The organism is Achromobacter sp. Marseille-Q0513, assembly GCF_018195695.1.
Classification (GTDB): Bacteria; Pseudomonadota; Gammaproteobacteria; order Burkholderiales; family Burkholderiaceae_B; genus Achromobacter.
Map to the genome: position 1 here is coordinate 1 of NZ_JAGTJY010000108.1, position 20,637 is coordinate 20,637.

Sequence of the window (20,637 nt, forward strand, 5' to 3'; positions counted from 1 at the left end):
GCGCTATACTTTGAAGGTTTTGTTGCCGCGCACAAGTTTTCCACGCCGTGCGCCGGCCATCTTCGCCCCGCAGGCCCCAGCATGCCCTTGCCACCGCCGGATTACCCTCGCCAGCCGCTGCACACGCGTTCCATACGCGTGCAGTCCTATGCGCGCGACGGCGGCCTCTGGGATCTGGAAGCCGAGCTGATCGACGTCAAGGCGTACGATTTTCCCAAGCGCGACGGCGAAGTGTTCAAGGCCGGAGACCCCATCCATCACATGCACCTGCGCATCACCATCGATGGCAATTTCACCATCGTGGCGGCGCAGGCCGTCTATGACGCGGCCCCTTATGGCGGTCATTGCATGGCCATCGAACCCGCTTACACTGATCTGATCGGCATGAACCTGCTCAAGGGGTTCCGCCGCCAGGTCAAGGAGCGCTTCGGGCACGTGGCGGGCTGTACGCACATGACCGAGCTGTCGCAGGTGCTTCCCACCGCGGCGGTCCAGACCATGGCCAACCAGCGGCGGCAGGAAAGCAACCCCAACCGGCGTCCGTTCCAGCTCGACGGCTGTCATGCCCTGAGCACCGACGGCCCCGTGGTGGCTGAGCACTATCCCAAGTGGTACACCGGGGATAGCGCTGAGGCATCCGCCGGTTCGGCCTCCGATTCACCTTCTTTTTCTCATACGTCCTGACAGGTAACACATGAAAATCCACGAGTATCAAGGCAAGGAACTGCTGAAGCAATTTGGCGTCCCCGTGCCGCGCGGTATTCCCGCTCTTTCCGTCGACGAGGCCGTGGCTGCCGCTGAAAAGCTGGGTGGACCGGTTTGGGTCGTCAAGGCGCAGATCCACGCTGGCGGCCGCGGCAAGGGCGGCGGCGTGAAGCTGGCGCGCTCGCTGGATGATGTGCGCAAGCTGGCCTCGGAAATCCTGGGCATGCAGCTGATCACGCACCAGACCGGTCCGGAAGGCCAGAAGGTTCGTCGCCTGTACATCGAAGACGGCGCCGACATCCAGAAGGAATACTACGTGTCGCTGGTCACCGACCGCGCCACCCAGAAGGTCGCCTTCATCGCCTCCAGCGAAGGCGGCATGGACATCGAGGAAGTGGCCCACTCCACGCCCGAGAAGATCATCACCGAATACATCGACCCGCTGACCGGCCTGTCCGCCGAGCAGGCCACCAAGATCGCCAACGCGATCGGCCTGCCCGCCGACTCGACCGCCCAGGCCGTGGACGTGTTCCAGAAGCTCTACACCTGCTACATGGACACCGACGCCTCGCTGGTCGAAATCAACCCGCTGAACCGCGACAGCAAGGGCAACATCATCGCCCTGGACGCCAAGTTCAACTTCGACCCGAACGCCCTGTTCCGCCACCCGGAAATCGTCGCCTACCGCGACCTGGACGAAGAAGATCCCGCTGAAATCGAAGCCAGCAAGTTCGACCTGGCCTACATCCAGCTCGACGGCAACATCGGCTGCCTGGTGAACGGCGCCGGCCTGGCCATGGCCACCATGGACACCATCAAGCTGTTCGGCGGCGAGCCGGCCAACTTCCTGGACGTCGGCGGCGGCGCCACGGCCGAGAAGGTCACGGAAGCCTTCAAGATCATGCTCAAGAACAAGAGCGTGAAGGCCATCCTGGTCAACATCTTCGGCGGCATCATGCGCTGCGACGTCATCGCCGAAGGCGTGATCGCGGCTTGCAAGGCCGTCAACCTGAACGTGCCGCTGGTCGTGCGCATGAAGGGCACCAACGAAGAACTCGGCAAGAAGATGCTGGCCGAATCCGGTCTGCCGATCATCAGCGCCGACACGATGGCCGAAGCCGCCACCCGCGTCGTAGCCGCCGTCAAGTAAATATTGCCCCCACGCCGCGCCCCTTCGGGGCTAGCTGCCCCCCAAGGGGGCGCTTTTTACCTTGGGGCGGCCCGGCGGTAAAAGTAATTCCAAGGATTTGCAAATGTCGATTCTGATCAACAAGGACACCAAGGTCATCACCCAGGGCATCACGGGCAAGACGGGCCAGTTCCACACCCGCATGTGCCGTGAGTACGCCAATGGCAAGGCCGCCTTCGTGGCCGGCGTGAACCCGAAGAAGGCGGGCGAGGACTTCGAAGGCGTGCCGATCTTCGCGTCGGTCAAGGACGCCAAGGCCGACACCGGCGCCACCGTGTCCGTCATCTACGTGCCGCCCGCGGGCGCCGCCGCCGCCATCTGGGAAGCCGTCGAGGCCGAACTGGATCTGGTGATCTGCATCACCGAAGGCATCCCGGTCCGTGACATGCTGGAAGTCAAGAACCGCATGAAGGCCAAGGGCAGCAAGACCCTGCTGCTGGGCCCGAACTGCCCCGGCCTGATCACCCCGGACGAAATCAAGATCGGCATCATGCCGGGCCACATCCACCGCAAGGGCCGCATCGGCATCGTCAGCCGCTCGGGCACCCTGACGTACGAAGCCGTGGCGCAAGTCACCGAACTGGGCCTGGGCCAATCCAGCGCCGTGGGCATCGGTGGCGACCCCATCAACGGCCTGAAGCACGTCGACGTCCTGAAGATGTTCAATGACGATCCCGACACCGACGCCGTCATCATGATCGGCGAAATCGGCGGTCCGGACGAAGTGAACGCCGCCCAGTGGGCCAAGGACAACATGAAGAAGCCGGTCGTCGGCTTCATCGCAGGTGTCACCGCTCCTCCCGGAAAGCGCATGGGCCACGCCGGCGCGCTGATCTCCGGCGGCGCCGACACCGCCGACGCCAAGCTGGAAGTCATGGAAGCCTGCGGCATCCGCACCACGCGCAACCCCTCCGAAATGGGCAAGCTGCTCAAGTCGGTGCTGTAAGCCTCTTACAGCCGCGCGTAGAAAGAAAGCCCGCCTCGGCGGGCTTTTTTTCGTTCGTTCGCCCCGCGAAAAGGCGCGCTGCCTAGGGAAATCCCCCGTTCAAACCGCGTTCACCCAAACATACGGAAAGCTGAACGAAACTATAATGAAAGAAATCCTTTGCGTACCCAGCAAGAATGCCGTCGGGCTCGCGCCAAGACGGTCAGTGCGCTCTGTTTGTCTACATTCATCCATTCATTTGGTTTGTCCTAGGGGGATCACGTCTAGGAAAGAGAGGGTATGGAACTCAGTTCAGCGGCATTCTGGATAGCGCTGCTCCAGATCATTTGGGTCAACATCCTGCTGTCGGGCGACAACGCCGTGGTGATCGCGCTGGCCGCGCGCTCGCTGCCTCCGCAGCAGCAGAAAAAAGCGATCGTGATCGGCTCGGCCGCCGCGATCATCATGCGTATCGTGCTGACCCTGGTCGCCGCGAAACTGCTGCTGTTGCCGTGGCTCAAGCTGATCGGCGCGTTGCTGCTGGTCTACATCGGCGTTTCGCTGCTGTTGCCGGAAGGCGAGGACGAGGGCGGCGGCCATGCGCAAGGCAATCTGCTGACCGCGATCCGCACCATCATGATCGCCGACCTGGTGATGAGCCTGGACAACGTGGTGGCCGTGGCCGCCGCGGCCATGGGCGACACCACCTTGCTGGTGCTGGGCCTGGCCATCAGCATTCCGCTGGTCATCTTCGGCAGCACGCTGTTGCTCAAGGTCATCGAGCGCTTCCCGGTCATCGTCTGGGTGGGCGCCGCGCTGCTGGGCTTCATCGCGGGCGAGCTGCTGGTTGGCGATCCGGCGCTGCAGGAACCCGTGGCGCGCATCGACAGCGCGCTGGGCGTCACGCAGCACAGCTTCGAGCTGATGGCGGGCGTGCTGGGGGCGCTGCTGGTGCTGGCCATCGGCAAAATCATGTTGGCTCGACGGAAAGCTGACTGAAAGCTGAACTACAATAATCTGTTGTTTTGAATTTCCCCGCCGCGCGATCGACGCGGCGGGTTCAGCCGGACCGGGACCGGCTATTCTTTTGTGTGCAAATAATGCCTTCGGGGGTTCAAAGTGCTTGAGTTTTTCCAGACGCTGAGTTGGGCAGCGGTATTCCAGATCATCCTCATCGACATCCTGCTCGGCGGCGACAACGCCGTGGTCATCGCGCTGGCGTGCCGCAACCTGGAACCCAAGCAACGCATGCAGGGCATCCTGTGGGGCACCGCGGGCGCCATCATCCTGCGCGTCGTGCTGATCGCCTTCGCCCTCACGCTGCTGGCCGTTCCCTTCCTGAAGGTCGTCGGCGGCCTGCTGCTGGTCTGGATCGGCGTCAAGCTGCTGGTCCCCGAGGATGACGCGCATGGCAACATCAAGGGCGGCACCTCCATCGCCGCCGCCGTCAAGACCATCATCATCGCGGACTTCGTGATGAGCCTGGACAACGTCATCGCCATCGCCGGCGCGGCCCAGAACGCGCACGCCGACCACCAGATCGGCCTGGTCGTGTTCGGCCTGATCGTCAGCGTGCCCATCATCATCTGGGGCAGCACCCTGGTGCTCAAGCTCATCGACCGCTATCCGCTGGTCGTCACTTTCGGCGCCGCGCTGCTGGGCTGGATCGCCGGCGGCATGCTGATCACGGACGTGGTTGTCGTGAATCAATTCGGCGAGCAGCCGACTGCGGTTAAAATTGCGGCTGAAATCATCGGCGCGCTGGTCGTGGTCGGCCTCGGCCGCTGGCTGGCCAGCCGCAAAACCGCAAGCAAGGAATCCGCACATGAGTCTGCGTAGGACTGTCGACCCCCAGCAATCCGAATCGGGCCTGAGCCTGCTTCAGAGCCTGTTCGTGCTGGCCATCATCGGCGTGGTTGCGACGGTCATCGTCTCCAACTTCGTTTGATGACTCGTGTCCCAACCGCAACGCCTGGTCATTGCGACCCGCGCCAGCCGGCTTGCCCTGTGGCAAGCCGAGCATGTGCGCGACCGGCTGCGCACGCTGTATCCGGCGTGCGCGGTTGAACTCCTCACCCTGACGACCCGGGGCGACCAGATCCTAGACCGCACGCTGTCCAAGGTGGGCGGCAAGGGCCTGTTCGTCAAGGAACTCGAAACCGCCTTGCTCGACGGCCGCGCCGATCTGGCCGTGCACTCCCTGAAGGACGTGCCGGTCGATCTGCAGGCCCCGTTCGAGCTGTGCGCCGTGCTCGAGCGCGCCGACCCGCGCGACGCCTTCGTCTCCAACACCTACGCCACGCTGGCCGAGCTGCCGGCGGGCGCCGTCGTCGGCACGTCCAGCCTGCGCCGCGAGGCGCAGATCCGCGCGCGCCATCCGCAGCTGACGGTCAAGCCGCTGCGCGGCAACCTCGACACCCGGCTCGGCAAGCTCGATCGCGGCGACTACGACGCCATCGTGCTGGCCGCCGCCGGCCTGGAACGCCTGGGCCTGGGCGGGCGCATCCGCAGCCTGCTCGATCCGGCCGACAGCCTGCCGGCCGCGGGCCAGGGCGCGCTGGGCATCGAGATCCGCGACGACCGCGACGACATGCGCGCCTGGCTGGCGCCGCTGGTCAGCGCGGGCACGCGCGCCTGCGTGCTGGCCGAACGCGCGGTGTCGCGCGAGCTGGGCGGTTCCTGTCAGGTGCCGCTGGCCGCCTTCGCCGAACTGAACGGCGACGCGCTGTCGCTGCGCGCGCTGGTGGCTTCGCCGGATGGCGTGCGCATGGTGCGCGCCGAACGCAGCGGCCCGGTGGCCGAGGCCGAGGCGATCGGCGTGGCGGCCGCCCGCGAACTGCTGGACGCGGGCGCGGCCGCCATCCTCCAAGAACTGCTGCAAGACGACCGGCCCGAGTGATGGCCGCCCCCAGCGCCGCCATGCCGCCGCTCGCGGTGCTGACGCGGCCCTCGGGGCGCAACGAGGCCCTGGCCGCGCGCCTGCGGGCGGCCGGCTGGGAAGCCTGCGTGCTGCCCGCGCTGGAGATCCATCCGCTGGACTGCCTGGACGGGCTGCCCGTCCCGGAAGACTACGACATGGTGGTCTTCGTCAGCGGCAACGCGGCGCGCCTGTACCTGGACCAGCTGGCGCGCGCGCGCGGCGGCTTCTCGTGGCCCCAGGCCGTGATCGCCGCCACCGTCGGCCCGGCCAGCGCGCAAGGCTTGCGCGAGCTGTCCGGCTTTGGCGCGAATACAACAGTCCTGCATCCGCCGGCCGACGCGCCCAGCCATGATTCCGAAGCCCTGTGGGCCGTGCTGCAGGGCCTGCCCGCGCTGCCCGCGCGCACCTTGCTGGTGCGCGGCACGCAGGGGCGCGACTGGCTGGGCGACACCCTGGCCGCGCATGGCGTGCGGGTGGCGCGCCACGCGGCCTATGATCGGCAGCCCGCGGTCTGGGAGTCGCGGTCGCTGGCGCCGCTCAAGCGCAGGGCCGAAGCCGGCCTTCCCGCCACCTGGCTCATCACCAGCGGGGAGGGCGCCGACGCCGCGCTTGCCAATCTGCGGGCCGCCGGCCTGGAAGCCTGGTGGGCGGCCTGCGGTTTCGTGCTGACGCATCCGTCGTTGGCCAGGCGCGTCGGCCGCCCTGGTCATGACGAGGGCGGCGCGACGATGGTAAAAATCTGCTTGCCCAACGACGACTCGATTTTCCAGGCATTTGTTGCCGCTTGATTCGTTGCTTCGGACCAACACCGAATACAATCGCGTCATGACAGAGAAGACTCCCGCTACCGATCCGGCCGTCCAGGCGGCCCCCCAGGGCGCCGGCGCGCCCGCGTCGGCTCCGGCCAGTTCCGCACCGGCAGGTTCCACCGCGGCTGGTTCCACCACGGCCGGCTCCACCGCCTCCGCCGTCCGTCCGGCCAAGCGCGGCAACGGCCCCATGCTCAGCGCCCTGACCATCGCCATCGCGCTGGCCGCCGGCCTGGGCTATGCGCTGTGGCAGCAACGCACGCAATTCATGAGCGCCGGGCGCGAAGTCGCCCAGCGCATCGACACCCTGTCCTCCGATCTGGCGCAGGCGCGCCGCGACACGCGCGAAGCGCTGGCCCTGGCGCAAGCCCAGGCCGGCCGCCTGGGCGAGCTGGAAGACACGGTGCGCGAGACCCAGAGCCAGTACCACGCGCTGCAGCAGGCCTGGCAGAACTTCAACGACAGCGCCAGCGACGAACTGCTGGCCAACGATGTCGAACGCCTGCTGACGCTGGCCAACCAGCAGCTGCGCCTGGCCGGCAACGTCTCCAACGCCATCGTCGCGCTGGAAACCGCCCAGGCGCGCCTGGCGCGCGCCGACCGTCCGCGCTTCTCCAGCCTGCAACAGGCCATCAACGGCGACCTGGATCGCCTGCGAGCGGTCTCCACCGTCGATATTCCCGCCCAGGCCGCCCGCATCGAGCGCCTGAGCGTGCTGATCAGCAAGGCGCCGCTGCTGGTGCCGGACGTGGCCGCGCAAGCCGTGGTGCCCGCCGGCCAGCCCGTGGCCGCTTCGGCGCCCGCCGTCGATCCGCAGGCCGGCCTGCCGGCCGACGCGCCCTGGTGGCAGCGCTGGCGCGCCGAGATCGCCTCCTGGCCCGGCCGCGCCGGCTCGGCCCTGGCGCATGAGCTGGGCGGCCTGATCACCATCCAGCGCGTCGACGAACCCGCCGCGCTGCTGCTGTCGCCCGAACAGGCCGACCAATTGCGCGGCACGCTGCGCCAGCGCCTCCTGACCGTGCAACTGGCCATGCTGATGCGCCAGCCCGCTGTCTGGAAGGGCGAGCTCGACCATGTCGGCAGCGCGCTGGCCAAGTATTTCGACGGCCGCTCGCCCGATACCGTCGCCGCCCAGAACGTGGCGCGCGAACTGGCCCAGACCGACATTGCCGTGCGCATGCCCGACGTGGCCGACAGCCTGAACGCCGTGGCCGCCCTGCGCGCCGCCGGCTTCAAGACCAGCGGGCAGGACTGAGGCCTATGCGTACCTGGTTCTGGACCCTGCTGCTCGCCGTCGTCGCCGTTGCCCTGGCGGTGGTGCTGCGCTCGCATTCGGGCAATGTGCTGCTGCTGGTATGGCCGTGGCGCATCGAGATGTCGCTGACGCTGGCGGTGCTGTTGATCGTCGCCGGCTTCGTCGTGCTGTACGTGGGCTTGCGCGTGCTGGCCTGGCTGCTGGCCATTCCCGACCGCGTGCGGGTCTGGCGCGGCAAGCGCGCCCAGGCGCGCGACCACGAACTGCTTGAGCGCGGCTGGATCAGCCTGCTGGAAGGCCGCTATTCCCAAGCCGAGAAAGACCTGACCCGCCTGCTCGACCAGACCAAGGTGCAGACGCGCCGCGTGCTGGCCGCCTTGTCGTCGGCGCGCGCGGCGCACGGCTTGAGCGAGTTTGACCGCCGTGATCGTTTCCTGGCCAGTGCCCAGGAACACGCCGGCGCCGACCCCGGCCTGCTTGAGGCCACCGCCACCGTGTCCGCCGACATGTTGCTGGACCAGGGCCGCGCCGAGCGCGCGCTGGCCGTGCTGGCGCCGCTGGCCGACGGCGGCGCGCGCCACCTGCACACCATGCGCCTGCTGCTGCGCGCGCATGCGGCGCTGAATCACCACGACCAGATGTTCTCGCTGGCGCGCGCGCTGGTGCGCCGCAATGCCTTGCCGCGCCAGGAAGCCGACCAGCTGATCGACGCCTCCGGCGCCGCCAGGCTGCGCGCCGCGGCCGCCAATGACGGCTGGCGCGCCATCTGGAAGGACCTGAAGGCCGAAGAGCGCCTGCTGCCCGAGATCGCGCTGGCCGGCGCCGCCGCCTTCGAAGCGGCGGGCGAGGCGGGCGAGGCCGCCCGCGTGCTGGAAGCCGCGATCGCCGTGAAGTTCAATCCCGCGCTGGTCGCGGCCTATGCCCGCTGCGACGCCTCGCAGGTGTCGCGCCGCCTGGCGCGCGCCGAGACCTGGCTGCAATCGCGCCCGACCGATCCCGAGCTGCTGACGGCCCTGGGCATGCTGTGCCTGAACGGCCAGCTGTGGGGCCAGGCCGAGCGCTACCTGCTGCGCAGCGTCAGCCGCCGCAACGACGCGCAGACCCACGCGCTGCTGGGCAGCCTGTACGACCGCCTCGAGCGTCCGGCCGACGCCGTGCGCCACTGGCGCCTGGCGACGGCGGCCAGCATGGCGCTGCCGGTGCTGGCCACCGACGCCGCGCTGCCGGCCGCCGACACGGGTTCGGATCCCTACCGCGTGGACGCCGAGGGCGGCTATGCGGTGGGGCTCGCCGACCTGGACGACGAAACCGGCCCGGTCTCCGGCTACGCCGCCTTGCCGCCCGCCGCGGTCGCCGCCGACTATGTGCTGGATCCCGACGCCCGCGTCAGCAAGGAACAGCGCGACCGCGCGCTGGCGCCCGAAGACGCGCCGCTCGCCGGCGGCACCAGCGACTTCGACGAGTATTTCGACAGCGCGCCGCTGCCGGCGGCCGCTTTCGAGGACCCGGTGCCCACATACGCGCCGGCGCCGCCCGCGGCTGCCAAGCCCGCGGCCGCCCCGGCTGCTCCCGTGCCCGACACCAAGCCGCCGTTCAAGAACGACGGCGCGCATTGATCATTTCTTCAGACACTCACAAGGTTGAACCATGAGCCTCGATCGCGTCTCCCCTGGCAAGAAGCTGCCGGAAGACTTCAACGTCATCATCGAAATCCCCATGAACGCCGACCCGGTCAAGTACGAGGTCGACAAGGAAACGGGCGCGATCTTCGTTGACCGCTTCATGCTGACGGCCATGCACTACCCGTGCAACTACGGCTACATCCCGCAGACCCTGTCGGAAGACGGCGACCCCGCCGACGTGCTGGTCGTGACCCCGTTCCCGATCCAGATCGGCGCCGTGGTGCGCTGCCGCGCCATCGGCGTGCTGGAAATGGACGACGAGTCGGGCGGCGACGCCAAGCTGCTGGCCGTGCCGATCGAAAAGCTCTACCCCCCGTACCGCAACATCAAGTCCTACGAAGATCTGCCGACGGAAGACATCTCCCGCATCCAGCACTTCTTCGAGCACTACAAGGACCTGGAAAAGGGCAAGTGGGTCAAGGTCAAGGGCTGGAAGGGCGTAGCAGCCGCTCACGAGGAAATCCTCAAGAGCGCCGAACGCCACAACAAGGCCTGATCAGGGTTTGGTCCGGGCCGGCGTCGCGCCGGTCCGTGTCCGCATGCGGCGCGGCCGCGACGGCATGATGCCGATCGCCGCCGCGCCGTTGCTTTGCGGGGCCAGCAGATTCTCGGACACCTGGGCGGCCGCCGCCTGGATGCGGGTCTTGAGCGCTTCCAGCCGCTGCGCCGTGGTGCGCGCCTGCGAGGCGATGAACACCAGGCTGCCGACCACCTTCTGGTCGGGACTGAAGATCGCCGCGCCGATCCCCATCAGGCCGCGGTCGACCTCGCCGTGCGAGACGCACACGCCGGCGGCGCGCAACTGCTTCAGGTTGGCGCGGAATTCATCCCAGTCCTCGCCCAGGCCGGCCTCGCGGATCTCGGCCGCGTGCCACAGCATCAGGTTGCGCAACTGGTAGGGCGGCAGGTTGGCCAGGATGGGCTTGGCCGTGGCGCCTCGGAACATCGGGAAGGGCCGGCCGCGCGCGTAGCTCGATTCGATGGAGTCGTCGGTCCAGTAGCGGTCCACGCACATGACCTTGTCGCCGTAGTAGCTGCACAGCATCAGGTTGGCGTGCAGCTCGTCGCCGGCGGCGCGCATCACGTCGCGGGCCGCGCGCATCAGCGGATCGTGCTGGCGCAGGTGGCGGTCCAGCTCGATGATGCGCGAGCCCAGCACATAGGCGCCGCCCGAGGTGGGGGCCAGCAGCCCGCTTTCGGTCAGTGATTTCAGGTAGCGGTAGGCGGTCGCGCGCGAGCACTCCAGATGCTCCATGACGTCTTCCTGGAAGGCGGCGGTGGTGTCGTCGCGGAACAGGTCGAGGATGGACAACATGCGGTCTGGAGTGCTCATTGCTGCGCGCGCCTAGTGAATGTGGAAGCCGCCATTGACGTCGACCACGATGCCGGTGGAATACGAGGACAGGTCCGATGCCAGGAAGAGAATGGCCTGGGCGACTTCGGCGGGCGAGCCGAAGCGTTGCAGCGGAATGCCTTGTTTGAGTTCTGTTTCCCAATTTTCGCCGAATTTGCCCAGCGTCATGTCCGTCTCGATGATGCCGGGCGCGACGCAGTTGGCGCGTACCCCGCGCGGCCCCAGTTCGCGGGCCAGCGCCTTGGTGAAACTGATGACCCCGCCCTTGGACGCGGCGTAGTGCGAGCCGCCCAGCAGGCCGCCGCCGCGCAGCGCGGCGGTGGATCCCAGGTTGACGATGGCCGGCTTGCGATCGCTGGCCAGCAGGGCGGGCAGGGCGACGCGGGTGACGTTGTAGGTGCCGGTCAGGTTCACGTCCACCATGCGCCGGAACTCGTCCTCGGGCAGGTCCCAGATGCGGGTGGCGGCGACGATGCCGGCGTTGTTGACCAGCACGTCGATGCCGCCCAGCGCGTCTTGCGCGCGCGCCATCGCCGCCTCGCAGGACGCGCCGTTGGACACGTCGCAATGCAGCGTCACGGGGCCGCCGCCTCGCGGGCCGCCGGCGTCATTGTCCGGATAGTCGCGGTCCAGCACGGCCACCGCCGCGCCATGCTCGATGAAGAGCCGGACGATGGCCGCGCCGATGCCTCGGGGGTTGGCGCCCCCCGTGACGACGGCGCGCTTGCCGGCCAGCAGTTGCGGGACGCCCCCGCTCATTGCTTCACCAGCGGGCAGTTGCCCTGCGCCAGCGGACGGAAGGCCTGCTCGGCGGGGATCTTGCGCACCAGGTTGTAGTAGTCCCAGTCGCGCTTGGACTCGGCCGGCGACTTGACCTTGAACAGGTACAGGTCGCGCATCACGCGGCCGTCCTCGCGGATGCGGCCGTTCTCGGTCATGAAGTCGTTGATGGGCGTGTCGTGCATCTTCTTGAGCACGGCTTCGGACGCGTCCGTGCCCGCCGCCTTGACCGCGTTCAGGTAGTGCATGGTGGCGCTGTAGTTGCTGGCCTGCACCATCGACGGCATGCGGCCGGTGCGCTTGAAGTAGCGCTCGGACCAGACGCGCGTCTGGTCGTTCAGGTCCCAGTAGAACGGCTCGACCAGGTTCAGCCCCTGGGCGTATTCCAGGCCCACGCTGCGCACGTCGACGATGCTCATGAACAGCGCGGCCACGCGCTGCTTGCCGCCCATGATGCCGAACTCGAAGGCCTGCTTGATGCTGTTGATGGTGTCGCCGCTGCCGTTGGCCAGGCCGATCACCTGGGCCTTGGAGGCCTGCGCCTGCAACAGGAAGGACGAGAAGTCGGCATTGGCGATGGGATGGCGCACGCTGCCCAGCACCTGGCCGCCCTTGCTCTTGACCACCGCCATCGCGTCGCGTTCCAGCGAGTGGCCGAAGGCGTAGTCGGACGTGATGAAGAACCAGCTCTTGCCGCCGTCGTCCATGACGCCGCTGGCCACGCCGGTGGCGTAGGCATAGGTGTCGTAGGTCCAGTGCATGCCGTTGGGCGAGCAGGCCTTGCCGGTCAGGTCGGCCGAGCCGGCGCTGGTGAAGATCACCACGCGCTTCATCTGCCGCGTCAGGTCCTGCACCGCCAGCGCGATGGCGGAGTTGGGCACGTCCAGGATCAGGTCGACCTTGTCGTTCTCGTACCACCGGCGGGCCGTGGCCACGCCGATGTCCACCTTGTTCTGGTGGTCGGCCGAGATCACCTCGATCGGCTTGCCCAGCACGGTGCCGCCGAAATCCTCGACCGCCATCTTCACGGCCTCGACGCCGTACTTGCCGGACAGGTCGGCCATCATGCCGGACTGGTCGCCCAGCACGCCGATCTTGACCACGTCGTCCGATACCTGGGCCTGGGCGGACCAGGCCAGCGCGCCCAGCGCGCAAGCGGCCAGGGTCTGTTTGAAAGCTTGCTTCATGTTTGTCTCCTCTTGGGGGTGCGATGCCTTGTGGCCGTCGCGCATCTTGCCTGTCGCGGAAAACGATGGTGGCAAGCCCGCGTGCCGGCCGGTCATGGCCGGATCCGCCGCCCTGTGCCGGGCGGTCGGAACAACAAGGGTTACTCCAGCGTCTGGCCGGCGTAGCCCTCGATGAACAGATTGGGTTTCAGGAAAAAGCTCAGCACCAGCGCGCCCTGCGGCGCGCGCGCCACGTGGCGGTTGCCGCGCGGGCGCCACACGTAGTTGCCGGCGCTGACCTCGCCCTCGGCGTCCACGATCGCGCCTTCCAGCACATAGGTCTGCTCGACCTCGACGTGCTCGTGCAGCGGCAGCTCGGTGCCGGGCTGCCAGCGGAACAGGGCGGTCAGGAGGCCGCTTTCCTTGTCCTGCATCAGCACCTTCATGTCGATGCCTTCGACCTGCGTGGGCTTCCACGGCAGTTCATCGACTTTCAGGAAGCGCGAGGCCAGTGGCGGCAGCGCGTTGGCTGCCGGGCAGCCGGGGGTTTCGAGGGCCATGTTGTCTCCTAGCCAGAACTCGTTATGGAAGATAAACCAAAAATCTTGTTATTGAGTGTTTAAAAATAGTCGCGTATATTGAGATTTATGTCAACGCCGATTTGTCGAAGAACAGACGGCAGGCATGACCGGACACGGCAGGAATAAAGATCCGGCGAACAATGCTCATCCTCGGGCAGCAGCGTCACAGGTGTTGGGCGCCGCTCCATCGGGGCCGCGCGGAGCCGGCTTGGCCGGTCCGCTGTCGCGCCCCCTGGGGCAAGCGCGTAGCGCTTCGAGGGTGGGCTCCATACAAGGAGACATAGCTTGAAGAATGACTATCTGGACCAGGCCTTTGGGCTGGGGGGGCGCGTGGCGCTGGTGACGGGCGCGGCGCGGGGACTGGGGTACGCCATTGCCCAGGCGCTGGGCCAGGCCGGGGCGAAAGTGGTCGTCAACGACCTGTCCGCGCAGGCCTGCGACGCGGCCTGCGAACGCTTGAGGGCGGCGGGCATCCAGGCGCAGGGCGCGCCGTTCGACGTGGCCGACGGCGAGGCCGTCGCGGCCGCGCTGCGCGAGCTGGAGGCGGCCGGATGGGCGCCCGACGTGCTGGTCAGCAACGCCGGCAACCAGAACCGCAAGCCCGTGGTCGAGATGACGCCGGCCGAATGGCAGGCGCTGCAGAACGTGCACGTCAACGGCGCCTTCAACTGCGCCCGCGCGGCGCTGCCGGGCATGGTCCGGCGCGGCTTCGGCCGCATCGTGCTGATGTCGTCCGTGGCCGGGCAGGCCACCATGCCCAACATCGCCGCCTACGCCACGGCCAAGGGCGCCATCGCCGCCTTCGCGCGGGCGCTGGCCGTGGAATACGGCGGCAGCGGCATCACCTGCAACGCGCTGGCGCCGGGCTTCGTGCGCACCGACTTCACGCAGGGGCTGCAGGACAATCCGCAGTTCCAGTCCTTCCTGTCCACGGCGGTGCCGGCCGGACGCTGGGCCGAGCCGGACGATATCGCGCCGGCGGTGGTGTACCTGGCCTCGCCGGGCGCGGCCTTCGTCAACGGCCAGGTGCTGGCGATCGACGGCGGCCTGCTGGCGCGCATGTAGGGGAGGCCGCGATGAGCGAACAAAACGTGCTGTCCGCCCAGGGGCTGGTCAAGCGCTTCGGCGGCTTTCGCGCCGTCGACGGCGTGTCGCTGGCCCTGCGGGAAGGCTCCATCCATGCCTTGATCGGCCCGAACGGCGCCGGCAAGACCACCTGTTTCAACCTGCTGACCAAGTTCCTCTCGCCGGACGAGGGCGAGATCCGCTACCGGGGCCGCGACATCACGTCGCTGGCGCCCGAGCAGATCGCCCGGCTGGGCATCGTGCGCTCGTTCCAGATCTCGGCCGTGTTCCTGGGCCTGACCGTGCTGCAGAACATGCGCGTGGCGCTGATGCGCCAGCATGGCGACGGCATGCGCTTCTGGCGCAGCCGCCGCAGCGTGGACCGCTTCAATGCGCGCGCGCTGGAACTGCTGGCCGCCGTCGGGCTGGATGACCAGGCCGACACCGTCGCCGCGCTGCTGCCCTATGGCCGCAAGCGCGCGCTGGAGATCGCCATGACGCTGGCGCTGGACCCGGAGATCATGCTGCTGGACGAGCCCATGGCCGGCCTGGGCCAGGAGGACGTGGCGCGCATCGCGGCGCTGATCCGGCGCGTGTCGGCCAAGCGCAGCATCCTCATGGTGGAACACAACCTGTCCGTGGTCGCGGACCTGTCCGACACCATCACCGTGCTGGCGCGCGGCGCCGTGCTGGCCCAGGGCGACTACGCCGCCGTGTCGCGCGACGAGCGCGTCATCACCGCCTACATGGGCGCGGAAGAGGAGGCGCACTGATGCTGTCCATCAACAAGCTCAACGCCTGGTACGGCGAATCGCATGTGCTGCACGGCGTGGACATCGAGGTCCGGCGCGGCGAGCTGGTCACCATCCTGGGCCGCAACGGCGCCGGCAAGACCACCACGCTGCGCGCCATCATGGGCATCCTGGACAAGCGCAGCGGCTCGATCCGCCTGAACGACCAGGAAACCATCGCCATGGCGCCGCACCGCATCCCGCGCCTGGGCGTGGTGTATTGCCCGGAAGAGCGGGCCGTGTTCCGCAGCCTGAACGTGACCGAGAACCTGATGCTGCCGCCCAGGCTGGCCGACGGCGGCATGACGCTGGACGAGATCTACGCGCTGTTCCCGAACCTGCGCGAACGCAGCGCCAGTTCGGGCGGCAACCTGTCCGGCGGCGAGCAGCAGATGCTGGCCATCGCCCGCATCCTGCGCACCGGCGCCCAGCTGATCCTGCTGGACGAGCCGACCGAGGGCCTGGCCCCGGTCATCGTGCAGCAGATCGGGCAGGCCATCCGCACGCTCAAGCAGCGCGGCTTCACCATCGTGCTGGTCGAGCAGAACTTCCGCTTCGCGACCAAGGTGGCCGACCGCCATTACGTGATGGAGCATGGCCGCGTGGTCGACCAGATGTCGGCCGACGAGGCGCGCAACGATCCGGACCGGATCGCGCGCCGCCTGGGTGTCTGAGGGGAGATTTCCGTGTTCGAAATATTTGGCGTGCCATCCACGGCACTCTTCGGCCAGCTGTTGCTCGGCCTCATCAATGGTTCCTTCTACGCCTTGCTGTCGATCGGCCTGGCGGTGATCTTCGGCTTGCTGAACATCATCAACTTCGCCCACGGCGCGCAGTACACCGCGGGCGCCTTCCTGGCCTGGATGCTGCTGAACTACGTGGGCGTGAACTACTGGGCGGCGCTGGTGCTGGTGCCGCTCATCATGGCCGTCTTCGCCGTCGTGACGGAACGGCTGCTGATCTCGCGCACCTACCGCATGGATCATCTGTACGGGCTGCTGCTGACCTTCGGCATCGCGCTGCTGATCGAAGGCGGGCTGCGGCAGGCCTATGGCGTGTCGGGCCTGCCGTACACCATCCCCAAGGCGCTGACCGGCGGCGTCAACCTGGGCTTCATGTTCCTGCCCTGGTATCGCGGCTGGGCCGTGCTGGTGTCGCTGGCGCTGTGCCTGCTGGTCTGGGCGCTGATGGAAAAGACCCGCATCGGCGCGATGCTGCGCGCGGCCACCGAGAATCCGGTGGTGGTGCGCTCGTTCGGCATCAACGTGCCGCTGCTCATCACGCTGACCTATGCGCTGGGCGTGGCGCTGGCCTCGGTGGCCGGCGTGATCGCGGCGCCCATCTACCAGGTCAGTCCGATGATGGGCTCGAACCTGGTGGTGGTCGTGTTCGCGGTGGTGGTGATCGGCGGCATGGGCTCCATCATGGGCGCCATCGTCAGCGGCTTCGGCCTGGGCGTGATCGAGGGGCTGACCAAGGTGTTCTACCCCGAGGCCGCCAACCTGGCGATCTTCATCATCATGGTGCTGGTGCTGCTGTGCAAGCCGGCGGGCCTGTTCGGCAAGCCCTTGCAGGTGCAGAACGTGCTGGCCGCCGAGGCCACGCGCGAACCGGTGCAGCTGGGCCGGCGCGGCATGCGCCTGGCCATGGCGGCGCTGGCGGTGCTGGCGCTGGCCGCGCCCTGGTTCGTGTACCCCACGTTCCTGATGAAGGTGCTGTGCTTCGCGCTGTTCGCGGCGGCGTTCAATCTGCTGGTGGGCTATGTGGGCCTGTTGTCGTTCGGCCATGCGGCCTTCTTCGGCGCGGCGGCCTACGCCACCGGCATCGTCATGAAGCTGCTGGGCGCCACGCCCGAACTGGGGCTGCTGGCGGGGGCGCTGACCGGCGGGCTGCTGGGGCTGGCCTTCGGCGCCATCGCCATCCGCCGGCAGGGCATCTACTTCGCCATGATCACGCTGGCCCTGTCGCAGCTGGTGTACTTCATCGCCGTGCAGGCCGGCTTCACCGGCGGCGAGGACGGCCTGCAAAGCGTGCCGCGCGGCAAACTGTTCGGGATCTGGGACCTGGACGGCGTCATGCCCATGTACTACTTCACGCTGGCCGTGTTCGCGCTGGGCTACGCCTTCGTGCTGCGGGTGCTGAACTCGCCCTTCGGCGAGGTCATACGCTCGGTGCGCGACAACGAGCAGCGCGCGCGCTCGCTGGGCTATTCCACGTCGCGCTACAAGCTGCTGGCCTTCACCTTGTCCGCCTCGCTGGCCGGGCTGGCCGGCGGCCTGAAGGTGCTGGTGTTCGGCGTGGCCTCGCTGACCGACGTGCACTGGCACGCCAACGGCGAAGTGGTGCTGATGGCGCTGCTGGGCGGCATCGGCACCGTCTTCGGCCCGCTGGCCGGCGCCTTCACCTTCGTGTCCCTGCAGAACTACCTGGCGCCGCTGGGGTCCTGGGTGCTGATCGTGCAGGGCGCCATCTTCGTGCTGTGCGTGCTGCTGTTGCGCGACGGCATCATGGGCCTGGTCTCGCGCCTGTGGCTGGCCGCAACCCGATCCAGAAAGGAGTCCTGATGTTTCTTCATGTCGTCATGCTGAGCCTGTCCGCCGACGCGGATGCGTGCTTCCACGAACGGGTGCAGGGCTATTGCCGCCGCATCCTGGCCGAATGCGATGGCGTCGCGGCCTATGCCTTCCGCGCCAACGAGGCCTCGCGCGCCGACGGGCTGACGCATGCGGTGGTCGCCGCGTTTCCCGACAGCGCGGCGCACGACCGCTACCAGGTCTCGCCCGCGCACCAGGAAATGAAGGCCTACATGGCCGGTTTCATCGATCGGCTGGTGGTGTTCGATGGGGATATCCCTGGGTTCAAGCCGCCCGCATGAGCGCTTCCGCCCTGGCCGGAAAGGGATAAACTTCCGGATGTTTCGCGCGCCGCCCTGCTGTAGCCCAAGAGCGGGGCGGCGGCCATTTCCTCAGGTTCCGTCACCCGCGCGCCGATACCCGGCCGCGCGCTCGTCATAGGTTGAGTCAGCATGGACTACGTATTGCCTCCTTCCCCGCAGACCTCGGTTCCCGTCGTCGGCAGCAACGCGCGCTTTCCGGTGCGCCGTGTCTATTGCGTCGGCCGGAACTACGCCGAGCACGCCAAGGAAATGGGCTTCACCGGCCGCGAAGACCCGTTCTTCTTCTGCAAGCCCGCTGACGCCGTGCTGAACGTGGCCGACGGCGAAACCGGCAAGATGCCTTACCCGCCCAAGACCTCCAACCTGCACTACGAGATGGAGCTTGTCGTGGTGCTGGGCAAGGGCGGCCGCGATATCCCGGTCGAGCAGGCCAACGACTGCGTCTGGGGCTATGCGCTGGGCCTGGACATGACGCGCCGCGACCTGCAGGGCGAAATGAAGAAGCAGGGTCGCCCCTGGGAAGTGGGCAAGGCCTTCGACCAGTCCGCGCCGCTGGGCCCGATCCATCCGCGCAGCGCCGTGGGCACGCTGGACAAGGGCGCCATCTGGCTGGACGTGAACGGCCAGCGCAAGCAATCCAGCGACATCTCGCAGATGATCTGGAACGTGCCGGAAAGCATTGCCTACCTGTCGGGCCTGTTCGAGCTGCAGCCGGGCGACATCATCTTCACCGGCACGCCCGAGGGCGTGGGCGCCGTCGTGAAGGGCGATGTCATCGCGGGCGGCATCGAGGGCCTGGGCGAACTGCGCGTGCAGATCGTTTAAGCTACGCGCCGTTTCCCTTTCATTTGATCAGGAGTTCCAGCATGCGCGGGAAGATCGTGTTGACCGCCTTCGTGGTGTTCGGTTTCGTGCTCGCCGGGTGCAACACCATGGCGGGCATGGGCAAGGACGTGTCGCGGGCCGGCAGCGCCATCACCAACGCCGCCGAGAAGTAAGCCGGCGGCCGCCGCGCCCGTTCTCCGGGACGCGGCCCCAAAGAAAAAGCCCCTTGATCGCTCAAGGGGCTTTTTTGTTGCCAGGTAGAACGCGAGGTCAGAGCACGTCGCCCGCGTAGTCCGCCAGCCGCGAGCGCTCGCCGCGCTGCAGCGTGACGTGGCCCGCGTGCGGCCAGCCCTTGAAGCGGTCGACCACGAAGGTCAGGCCCGAGCTGCCCTCGGTGAGGTAGGGCGTGTCGATCTGGGCGATGTTGCCCAGGCAGATCACCTTGGTGCCGGGGCCGGCGCGCGTGACCAGCGTCTTCATCTGCTTGGGCGTCAGGTTCTGCGCCTCGTCGATGATGAGGTACTTGTTGAGGAAGGTGCGGCCGCGCATGAAGTTCAGCGACTTGACCTTGATGCGCGAGCGGATCAGGTCCATGGTGGCGGCCCGCCCCCAATCGCCGTTGCCTTCGCCTTCGCCCATGTTCAGCACGTCCAGGTTGTCTTCCAGGGCGCCCATCCAGGGCAGCATCTTTTCCTCTTCGGTGCCCGGCAGGAAGCCGATGTCCTCGCCCACCGGCACCGTGACGCGGGTCATGATGATCTCGGTGTAGCGCTTGGTCTCCAGCACCTGGGTGATGCCGGCGGCCAGTGCCAGCAGCGTCTTGCCCGTGCCCGCCTGGCCCAGCAGCGACACGAAGTCGCATTCCGGGTTCATCAGCAGGTTCATGGCGAAGTTCTGCTCGCGGTTGCGCGCGGTGATGCCCCAGACATTGTTCTTGCCGTGGGTGTAGTCGCGCAGCGTGGCCAGCACCGCCGTCTTGCCGCTGACCTCGCGCACCTGCGCGTACAGCGGCATCTGGCCTTCAAAGTAGACGAACTGGTTGACCACGAACTGCGCGCACAGCGGGCCGTTGATGCGGTAGAACGTGGTGCCGCCCTGTTGCCAGGATTCGACGTTCTTGCCGTGCTTGTTCCAGAAGTCCTCGGGCAGCTGCATCACGCCCGAGTACATCAGGTCCGAGTCTTCCAGGACGTGGTCGTTGTAGTAGTCCTCGGCCGCCATGCCCAGCGCGCGGGCCTTCAGGCGCATGTTGATGTCTTTCGACACCAGCACGACCTCGCGTTGCGGGTACTTTTCCTGCAGCGCCCGCACCACGCCCAGGATCTGGTTGTCGGCCTTGCCCATGGGCAGGTCCGAGGGCAGGGTGCTGTGGATGGCCGTGGTCTGGAACATCAGGCGGCCGGTGGCATCCTTGTTGCCCAGCGCCGACAGCTCCAGCCCGTCGTCCAGCTGCTTGGCGTCCTGCACCAGCGCGTCCAGCGAACGGCTGACCTGGCGCGCGTTGCGCGCCACTTCGGACATGCCCTTCTTTTGGTGGTCCAGCTCTTCCAGCGTCATCATCGGCAGGAAGATGTCGTGCTCTTCGAAGCGGAACAGCGAGCTGGGATCGTGCAGCAGCACGTTGGTGTCCAGCACGAACAGCTTGCTGGGCGCGTTCTGCGGGCGCGCCTTGGCGCGCTTGGCCGGCGCCGGGG

The 20,637-nt window shown here is 67.5% G+C and carries 23 protein-coding genes; 18 read left to right on the forward strand and 5 right to left on the reverse strand.

The features are described 5' to 3' along the window. Window positions 1–81: 81 nt before the first annotated feature. The 11 genes from KDH83_RS19815 to ppa all read left to right on the forward strand — a co-directional run bounded on the left by KDH83_RS19815 (window position 82) and on the right by ppa (window position 9,981). Window positions 82–684 (forward strand): DUF2889 domain-containing protein, encoded by a 603-nt coding sequence (locus KDH83_RS19815; protein WP_212319064.1) that lies wholly within the window; start codon window positions 82–84, stop codon window positions 682–684. Window positions 685–694: 10 nt separating this feature from the next. Further along, window positions 695–1,855, forward strand: coding sequence for an ADP-forming succinate--CoA ligase subunit beta (gene sucC / locus KDH83_RS19820; RefSeq protein ID WP_212319032.1), 1,161 nt, complete (start codon window positions 695–697; stop codon window positions 1,853–1,855). A 103-nt stretch (window positions 1,856–1,958) separates the two neighbouring features. Next, the gene (sucD, locus tag KDH83_RS19825) at window positions 1,959–2,840 is read left to right on the forward strand and encodes a succinate--CoA ligase subunit alpha (RefSeq protein WP_006388410.1); all 882 of its coding nucleotides are present in this window, start codon (window positions 1,959–1,961) and stop codon (window positions 2,838–2,840) included. A 279-nt stretch (window positions 2,841–3,119) separates the two neighbouring features. Continuing rightward, window positions 3,120–3,818, forward strand: a complete 699-nt coding sequence (locus KDH83_RS19830; RefSeq protein ID WP_212319034.1) for a TerC family protein — start codon at window positions 3,120–3,122, stop codon at window positions 3,816–3,818. A 120-nt stretch (window positions 3,819–3,938) separates the two neighbouring features. Then, window positions 3,939–4,658: a TerC family protein gene (locus tag KDH83_RS19835; RefSeq protein ID WP_103273468.1), complete on the forward strand. Its 720-nt coding sequence runs from the start codon at window positions 3,939–3,941 to the stop codon at window positions 4,656–4,658. Further along, the gene (locus tag KDH83_RS32875; protein WP_283093836.1) at window positions 4,645–4,767 is read left to right on the forward strand and encodes a hypothetical protein; all 123 of its coding nucleotides are present in this window, start codon (window positions 4,645–4,647) and stop codon (window positions 4,765–4,767) included. Before KDH83_RS19835 ends, KDH83_RS32875 begins: the two co-directional genes overlap by 14 nt. A gap of 6 nt (window positions 4,768–4,773) precedes the next feature. Next, the gene (gene hemC, locus KDH83_RS19840) at window positions 4,774–5,718 is read left to right on the forward strand and encodes a hydroxymethylbilane synthase (protein ID WP_212319036.1); all 945 of its coding nucleotides are present in this window, start codon (window positions 4,774–4,776) and stop codon (window positions 5,716–5,718) included. Continuing rightward, entirely contained in the window at window positions 5,718–6,527 is an 810-nt protein-coding gene (locus KDH83_RS19845; RefSeq protein WP_249205222.1) for a uroporphyrinogen-III synthase, read from the forward strand. The genes hemC and KDH83_RS19845 overlap by 1 nt, the downstream gene beginning before the upstream one ends. A gap of 37 nt (window positions 6,528–6,564) precedes the next feature. Then, window positions 6,565–7,803 carry a uroporphyrinogen-III C-methyltransferase gene (locus tag KDH83_RS19850; RefSeq protein ID WP_212319038.1) on the forward strand — a complete coding sequence of 413 codons (1,239 nt, stop codon included), beginning with the start codon at window positions 6,565–6,567 and terminating at the stop codon, window positions 7,801–7,803. Between the two features lie 5 nt (window positions 7,804–7,808). Further along, window positions 7,809–9,419 (forward strand): heme biosynthesis HemY N-terminal domain-containing protein, encoded by a 1,611-nt coding sequence (locus KDH83_RS19855; protein WP_212319040.1) that lies wholly within the window; start codon window positions 7,809–7,811, stop codon window positions 9,417–9,419. 31 nt (window positions 9,420–9,450) lie between these two features. Next, a complete protein-coding gene (ppa, locus tag KDH83_RS19860) occupies window positions 9,451–9,981 on the forward strand; it encodes an inorganic diphosphatase (RefSeq protein ID WP_103273472.1) in 531 nt (176 codons plus the stop codon). On the opposite strand, the gene KDH83_RS19865 is transcribed toward ppa, so the two are convergent. From KDH83_RS19865 to KDH83_RS19880, 4 genes are all read right to left on the reverse strand, one after another. After that, window positions 9,982–10,818: an IclR family transcriptional regulator gene (locus tag KDH83_RS19865; protein WP_212319042.1), complete on the reverse strand. Its 837-nt coding sequence runs from the start codon at window positions 10,816–10,818 to the stop codon at window positions 9,982–9,984. Between the two features lie 12 nt (window positions 10,819–10,830). Continuing rightward, complete coding sequence (locus KDH83_RS19870) at window positions 10,831–11,598, reverse strand: SDR family NAD(P)-dependent oxidoreductase (RefSeq protein WP_212319043.1); 768 nt, start codon at window positions 11,596–11,598, stop codon at window positions 10,831–10,833. Then, window positions 11,595–12,806, reverse strand: coding sequence for an ABC transporter substrate-binding protein (locus KDH83_RS19875; RefSeq protein WP_212319045.1), 1,212 nt, complete (start codon window positions 12,804–12,806; stop codon window positions 11,595–11,597). Before KDH83_RS19875 ends, KDH83_RS19870 begins: the two co-directional genes overlap by 4 nt. Before the next feature lie 140 nt (window positions 12,807–12,946). After that, window positions 12,947–13,345, reverse strand: a complete 399-nt coding sequence (locus KDH83_RS19880) for a cupin domain-containing protein (protein ID WP_212319047.1) — start codon at window positions 13,343–13,345, stop codon at window positions 12,947–12,949. 306 nt (window positions 13,346–13,651) lie between these two features. On the opposite strand from KDH83_RS19880, the gene KDH83_RS19885 reads away from it, so the two are divergent. The 7 genes from KDH83_RS19885 to KDH83_RS19915 all read left to right on the forward strand — a co-directional run bounded on the left by KDH83_RS19885 (window position 13,652) and on the right by KDH83_RS19915 (window position 19,116). Beyond that, a complete protein-coding gene (locus KDH83_RS19885; RefSeq protein WP_212319049.1) occupies window positions 13,652–14,431 on the forward strand; it encodes an SDR family NAD(P)-dependent oxidoreductase in 780 nt (259 codons plus the stop codon). A gap of 11 nt (window positions 14,432–14,442) precedes the next feature. Continuing rightward, a complete protein-coding gene (locus KDH83_RS19890; RefSeq protein ID WP_212319051.1) occupies window positions 14,443–15,204 on the forward strand; it encodes an ABC transporter ATP-binding protein in 762 nt (253 codons plus the stop codon). Beyond that, window positions 15,204–15,896 (forward strand): ABC transporter ATP-binding protein, encoded by a 693-nt coding sequence (locus tag KDH83_RS19895; protein WP_212319053.1) that lies wholly within the window; start codon window positions 15,204–15,206, stop codon window positions 15,894–15,896. The genes KDH83_RS19890 and KDH83_RS19895 overlap by 1 nt, the downstream gene beginning before the upstream one ends. A gap of 12 nt (window positions 15,897–15,908) precedes the next feature. Further along, complete coding sequence (locus tag KDH83_RS19900) at window positions 15,909–17,786, forward strand: ABC transporter permease (protein WP_212319055.1); 1,878 nt, start codon at window positions 15,909–15,911, stop codon at window positions 17,784–17,786. Continuing rightward, entirely contained in the window at window positions 17,786–18,097 is a 312-nt protein-coding gene (locus tag KDH83_RS19905; RefSeq protein WP_212319057.1) for a Dabb family protein, read from the forward strand. Before KDH83_RS19900 ends, KDH83_RS19905 begins: the two co-directional genes overlap by 1 nt. Before the next feature lie 150 nt (window positions 18,098–18,247). Beyond that, window positions 18,248–18,943, forward strand: a complete 696-nt coding sequence (locus tag KDH83_RS19910) for a fumarylacetoacetate hydrolase family protein (protein ID WP_212319059.1) — start codon at window positions 18,248–18,250, stop codon at window positions 18,941–18,943. A 41-nt stretch (window positions 18,944–18,984) separates the two neighbouring features. Next, window positions 18,985–19,116: an entericidin A/B family lipoprotein gene (locus tag KDH83_RS19915; protein ID WP_212319062.1), complete on the forward strand. Its 132-nt coding sequence runs from the start codon at window positions 18,985–18,987 to the stop codon at window positions 19,114–19,116. Window positions 19,117–19,213: 97 nt separating this feature from the next. On the opposite strand, the gene KDH83_RS19920 is transcribed toward KDH83_RS19915, so the two are convergent. After that, the coding region (locus KDH83_RS19920; RefSeq protein WP_249205223.1) for a PhoH family protein at window positions 19,214–20,637 on the reverse strand (1,424 nt) is incomplete at its 5' end.

Excerpts from the sequence above, each read along its gene's own strand:
- sucC (WP_212319032.1), top strand. The coding sequence starts at position 695 with ATGAAAATCCACGAGTATCAAGGCAAGGAACTGCTGAAGCAATTTGGC.
- KDH83_RS19905 (WP_212319057.1), top strand. The coding sequence starts at position 17,786 with ATGTTTCTTCATGTCGTCATGCTGAGCCTGTCCGCCGACGCGGATGCG.
- KDH83_RS19910 (WP_212319059.1), top strand. The coding sequence starts at position 18,248 with ATGGACTACGTATTGCCTCCTTCCCCGCAGACCTCGGTTCCCGTCGTC.
- ppa (WP_103273472.1), top strand. The coding sequence starts at position 9,451 with ATGAGCCTCGATCGCGTCTCCCCTGGCAAGAAGCTGCCGGAAGACTTC.
- KDH83_RS19890 (WP_212319051.1), top strand. The coding sequence starts at position 14,443 with ATGAGCGAACAAAACGTGCTGTCCGCCCAGGGGCTGGTCAAGCGCTTC.
- KDH83_RS19895 (WP_212319053.1), top strand. The coding sequence starts at position 15,204 with ATGCTGTCCATCAACAAGCTCAACGCCTGGTACGGCGAATCGCATGTG.
- KDH83_RS19865 (WP_212319042.1), bottom strand. The coding sequence starts at position 10,818 with ATGAGCACTCCAGACCGCATGTTGTCCATCCTCGACCTGTTCCGCGAC.
- KDH83_RS19915 (WP_212319062.1), top strand. The coding sequence starts at position 18,985 with ATGCGCGGGAAGATCGTGTTGACCGCCTTCGTGGTGTTCGGTTTCGTG.
- KDH83_RS19855 (WP_212319040.1), top strand. The coding sequence starts at position 7,809 with ATGCGTACCTGGTTCTGGACCCTGCTGCTCGCCGTCGTCGCCGTTGCC.
- KDH83_RS19880 (WP_212319047.1), bottom strand. The coding sequence starts at position 13,345 with ATGGCCCTCGAAACCCCCGGCTGCCCGGCAGCCAACGCGCTGCCGCCA.
- KDH83_RS19845 (WP_249205222.1), top strand. The coding sequence starts at position 5,718 with ATGGCCGCCCCCAGCGCCGCCATGCCGCCGCTCGCGGTGCTGACGCGG.
- KDH83_RS32875 (WP_283093836.1), top strand. The coding sequence starts at position 4,645 with ATGAGTCTGCGTAGGACTGTCGACCCCCAGCAATCCGAATCGGGCCTG.
- KDH83_RS19875 (WP_212319045.1), bottom strand. The coding sequence starts at position 12,806 with ATGAAGCAAGCTTTCAAACAGACCCTGGCCGCTTGCGCGCTGGGCGCG.
- KDH83_RS19815 (WP_212319064.1), top strand. The coding sequence starts at position 82 with ATGCCCTTGCCACCGCCGGATTACCCTCGCCAGCCGCTGCACACGCGT.
- KDH83_RS19850 (WP_212319038.1), top strand. The coding sequence starts at position 6,565 with ATGACAGAGAAGACTCCCGCTACCGATCCGGCCGTCCAGGCGGCCCCC.
- KDH83_RS19830 (WP_212319034.1), top strand. The coding sequence starts at position 3,120 with ATGGAACTCAGTTCAGCGGCATTCTGGATAGCGCTGCTCCAGATCATT.
- sucD (WP_006388410.1), top strand. The coding sequence starts at position 1,959 with ATGTCGATTCTGATCAACAAGGACACCAAGGTCATCACCCAGGGCATC.
- KDH83_RS19870 (WP_212319043.1), bottom strand. The coding sequence starts at position 11,598 with ATGAGCGGGGGCGTCCCGCAACTGCTGGCCGGCAAGCGCGCCGTCGTC.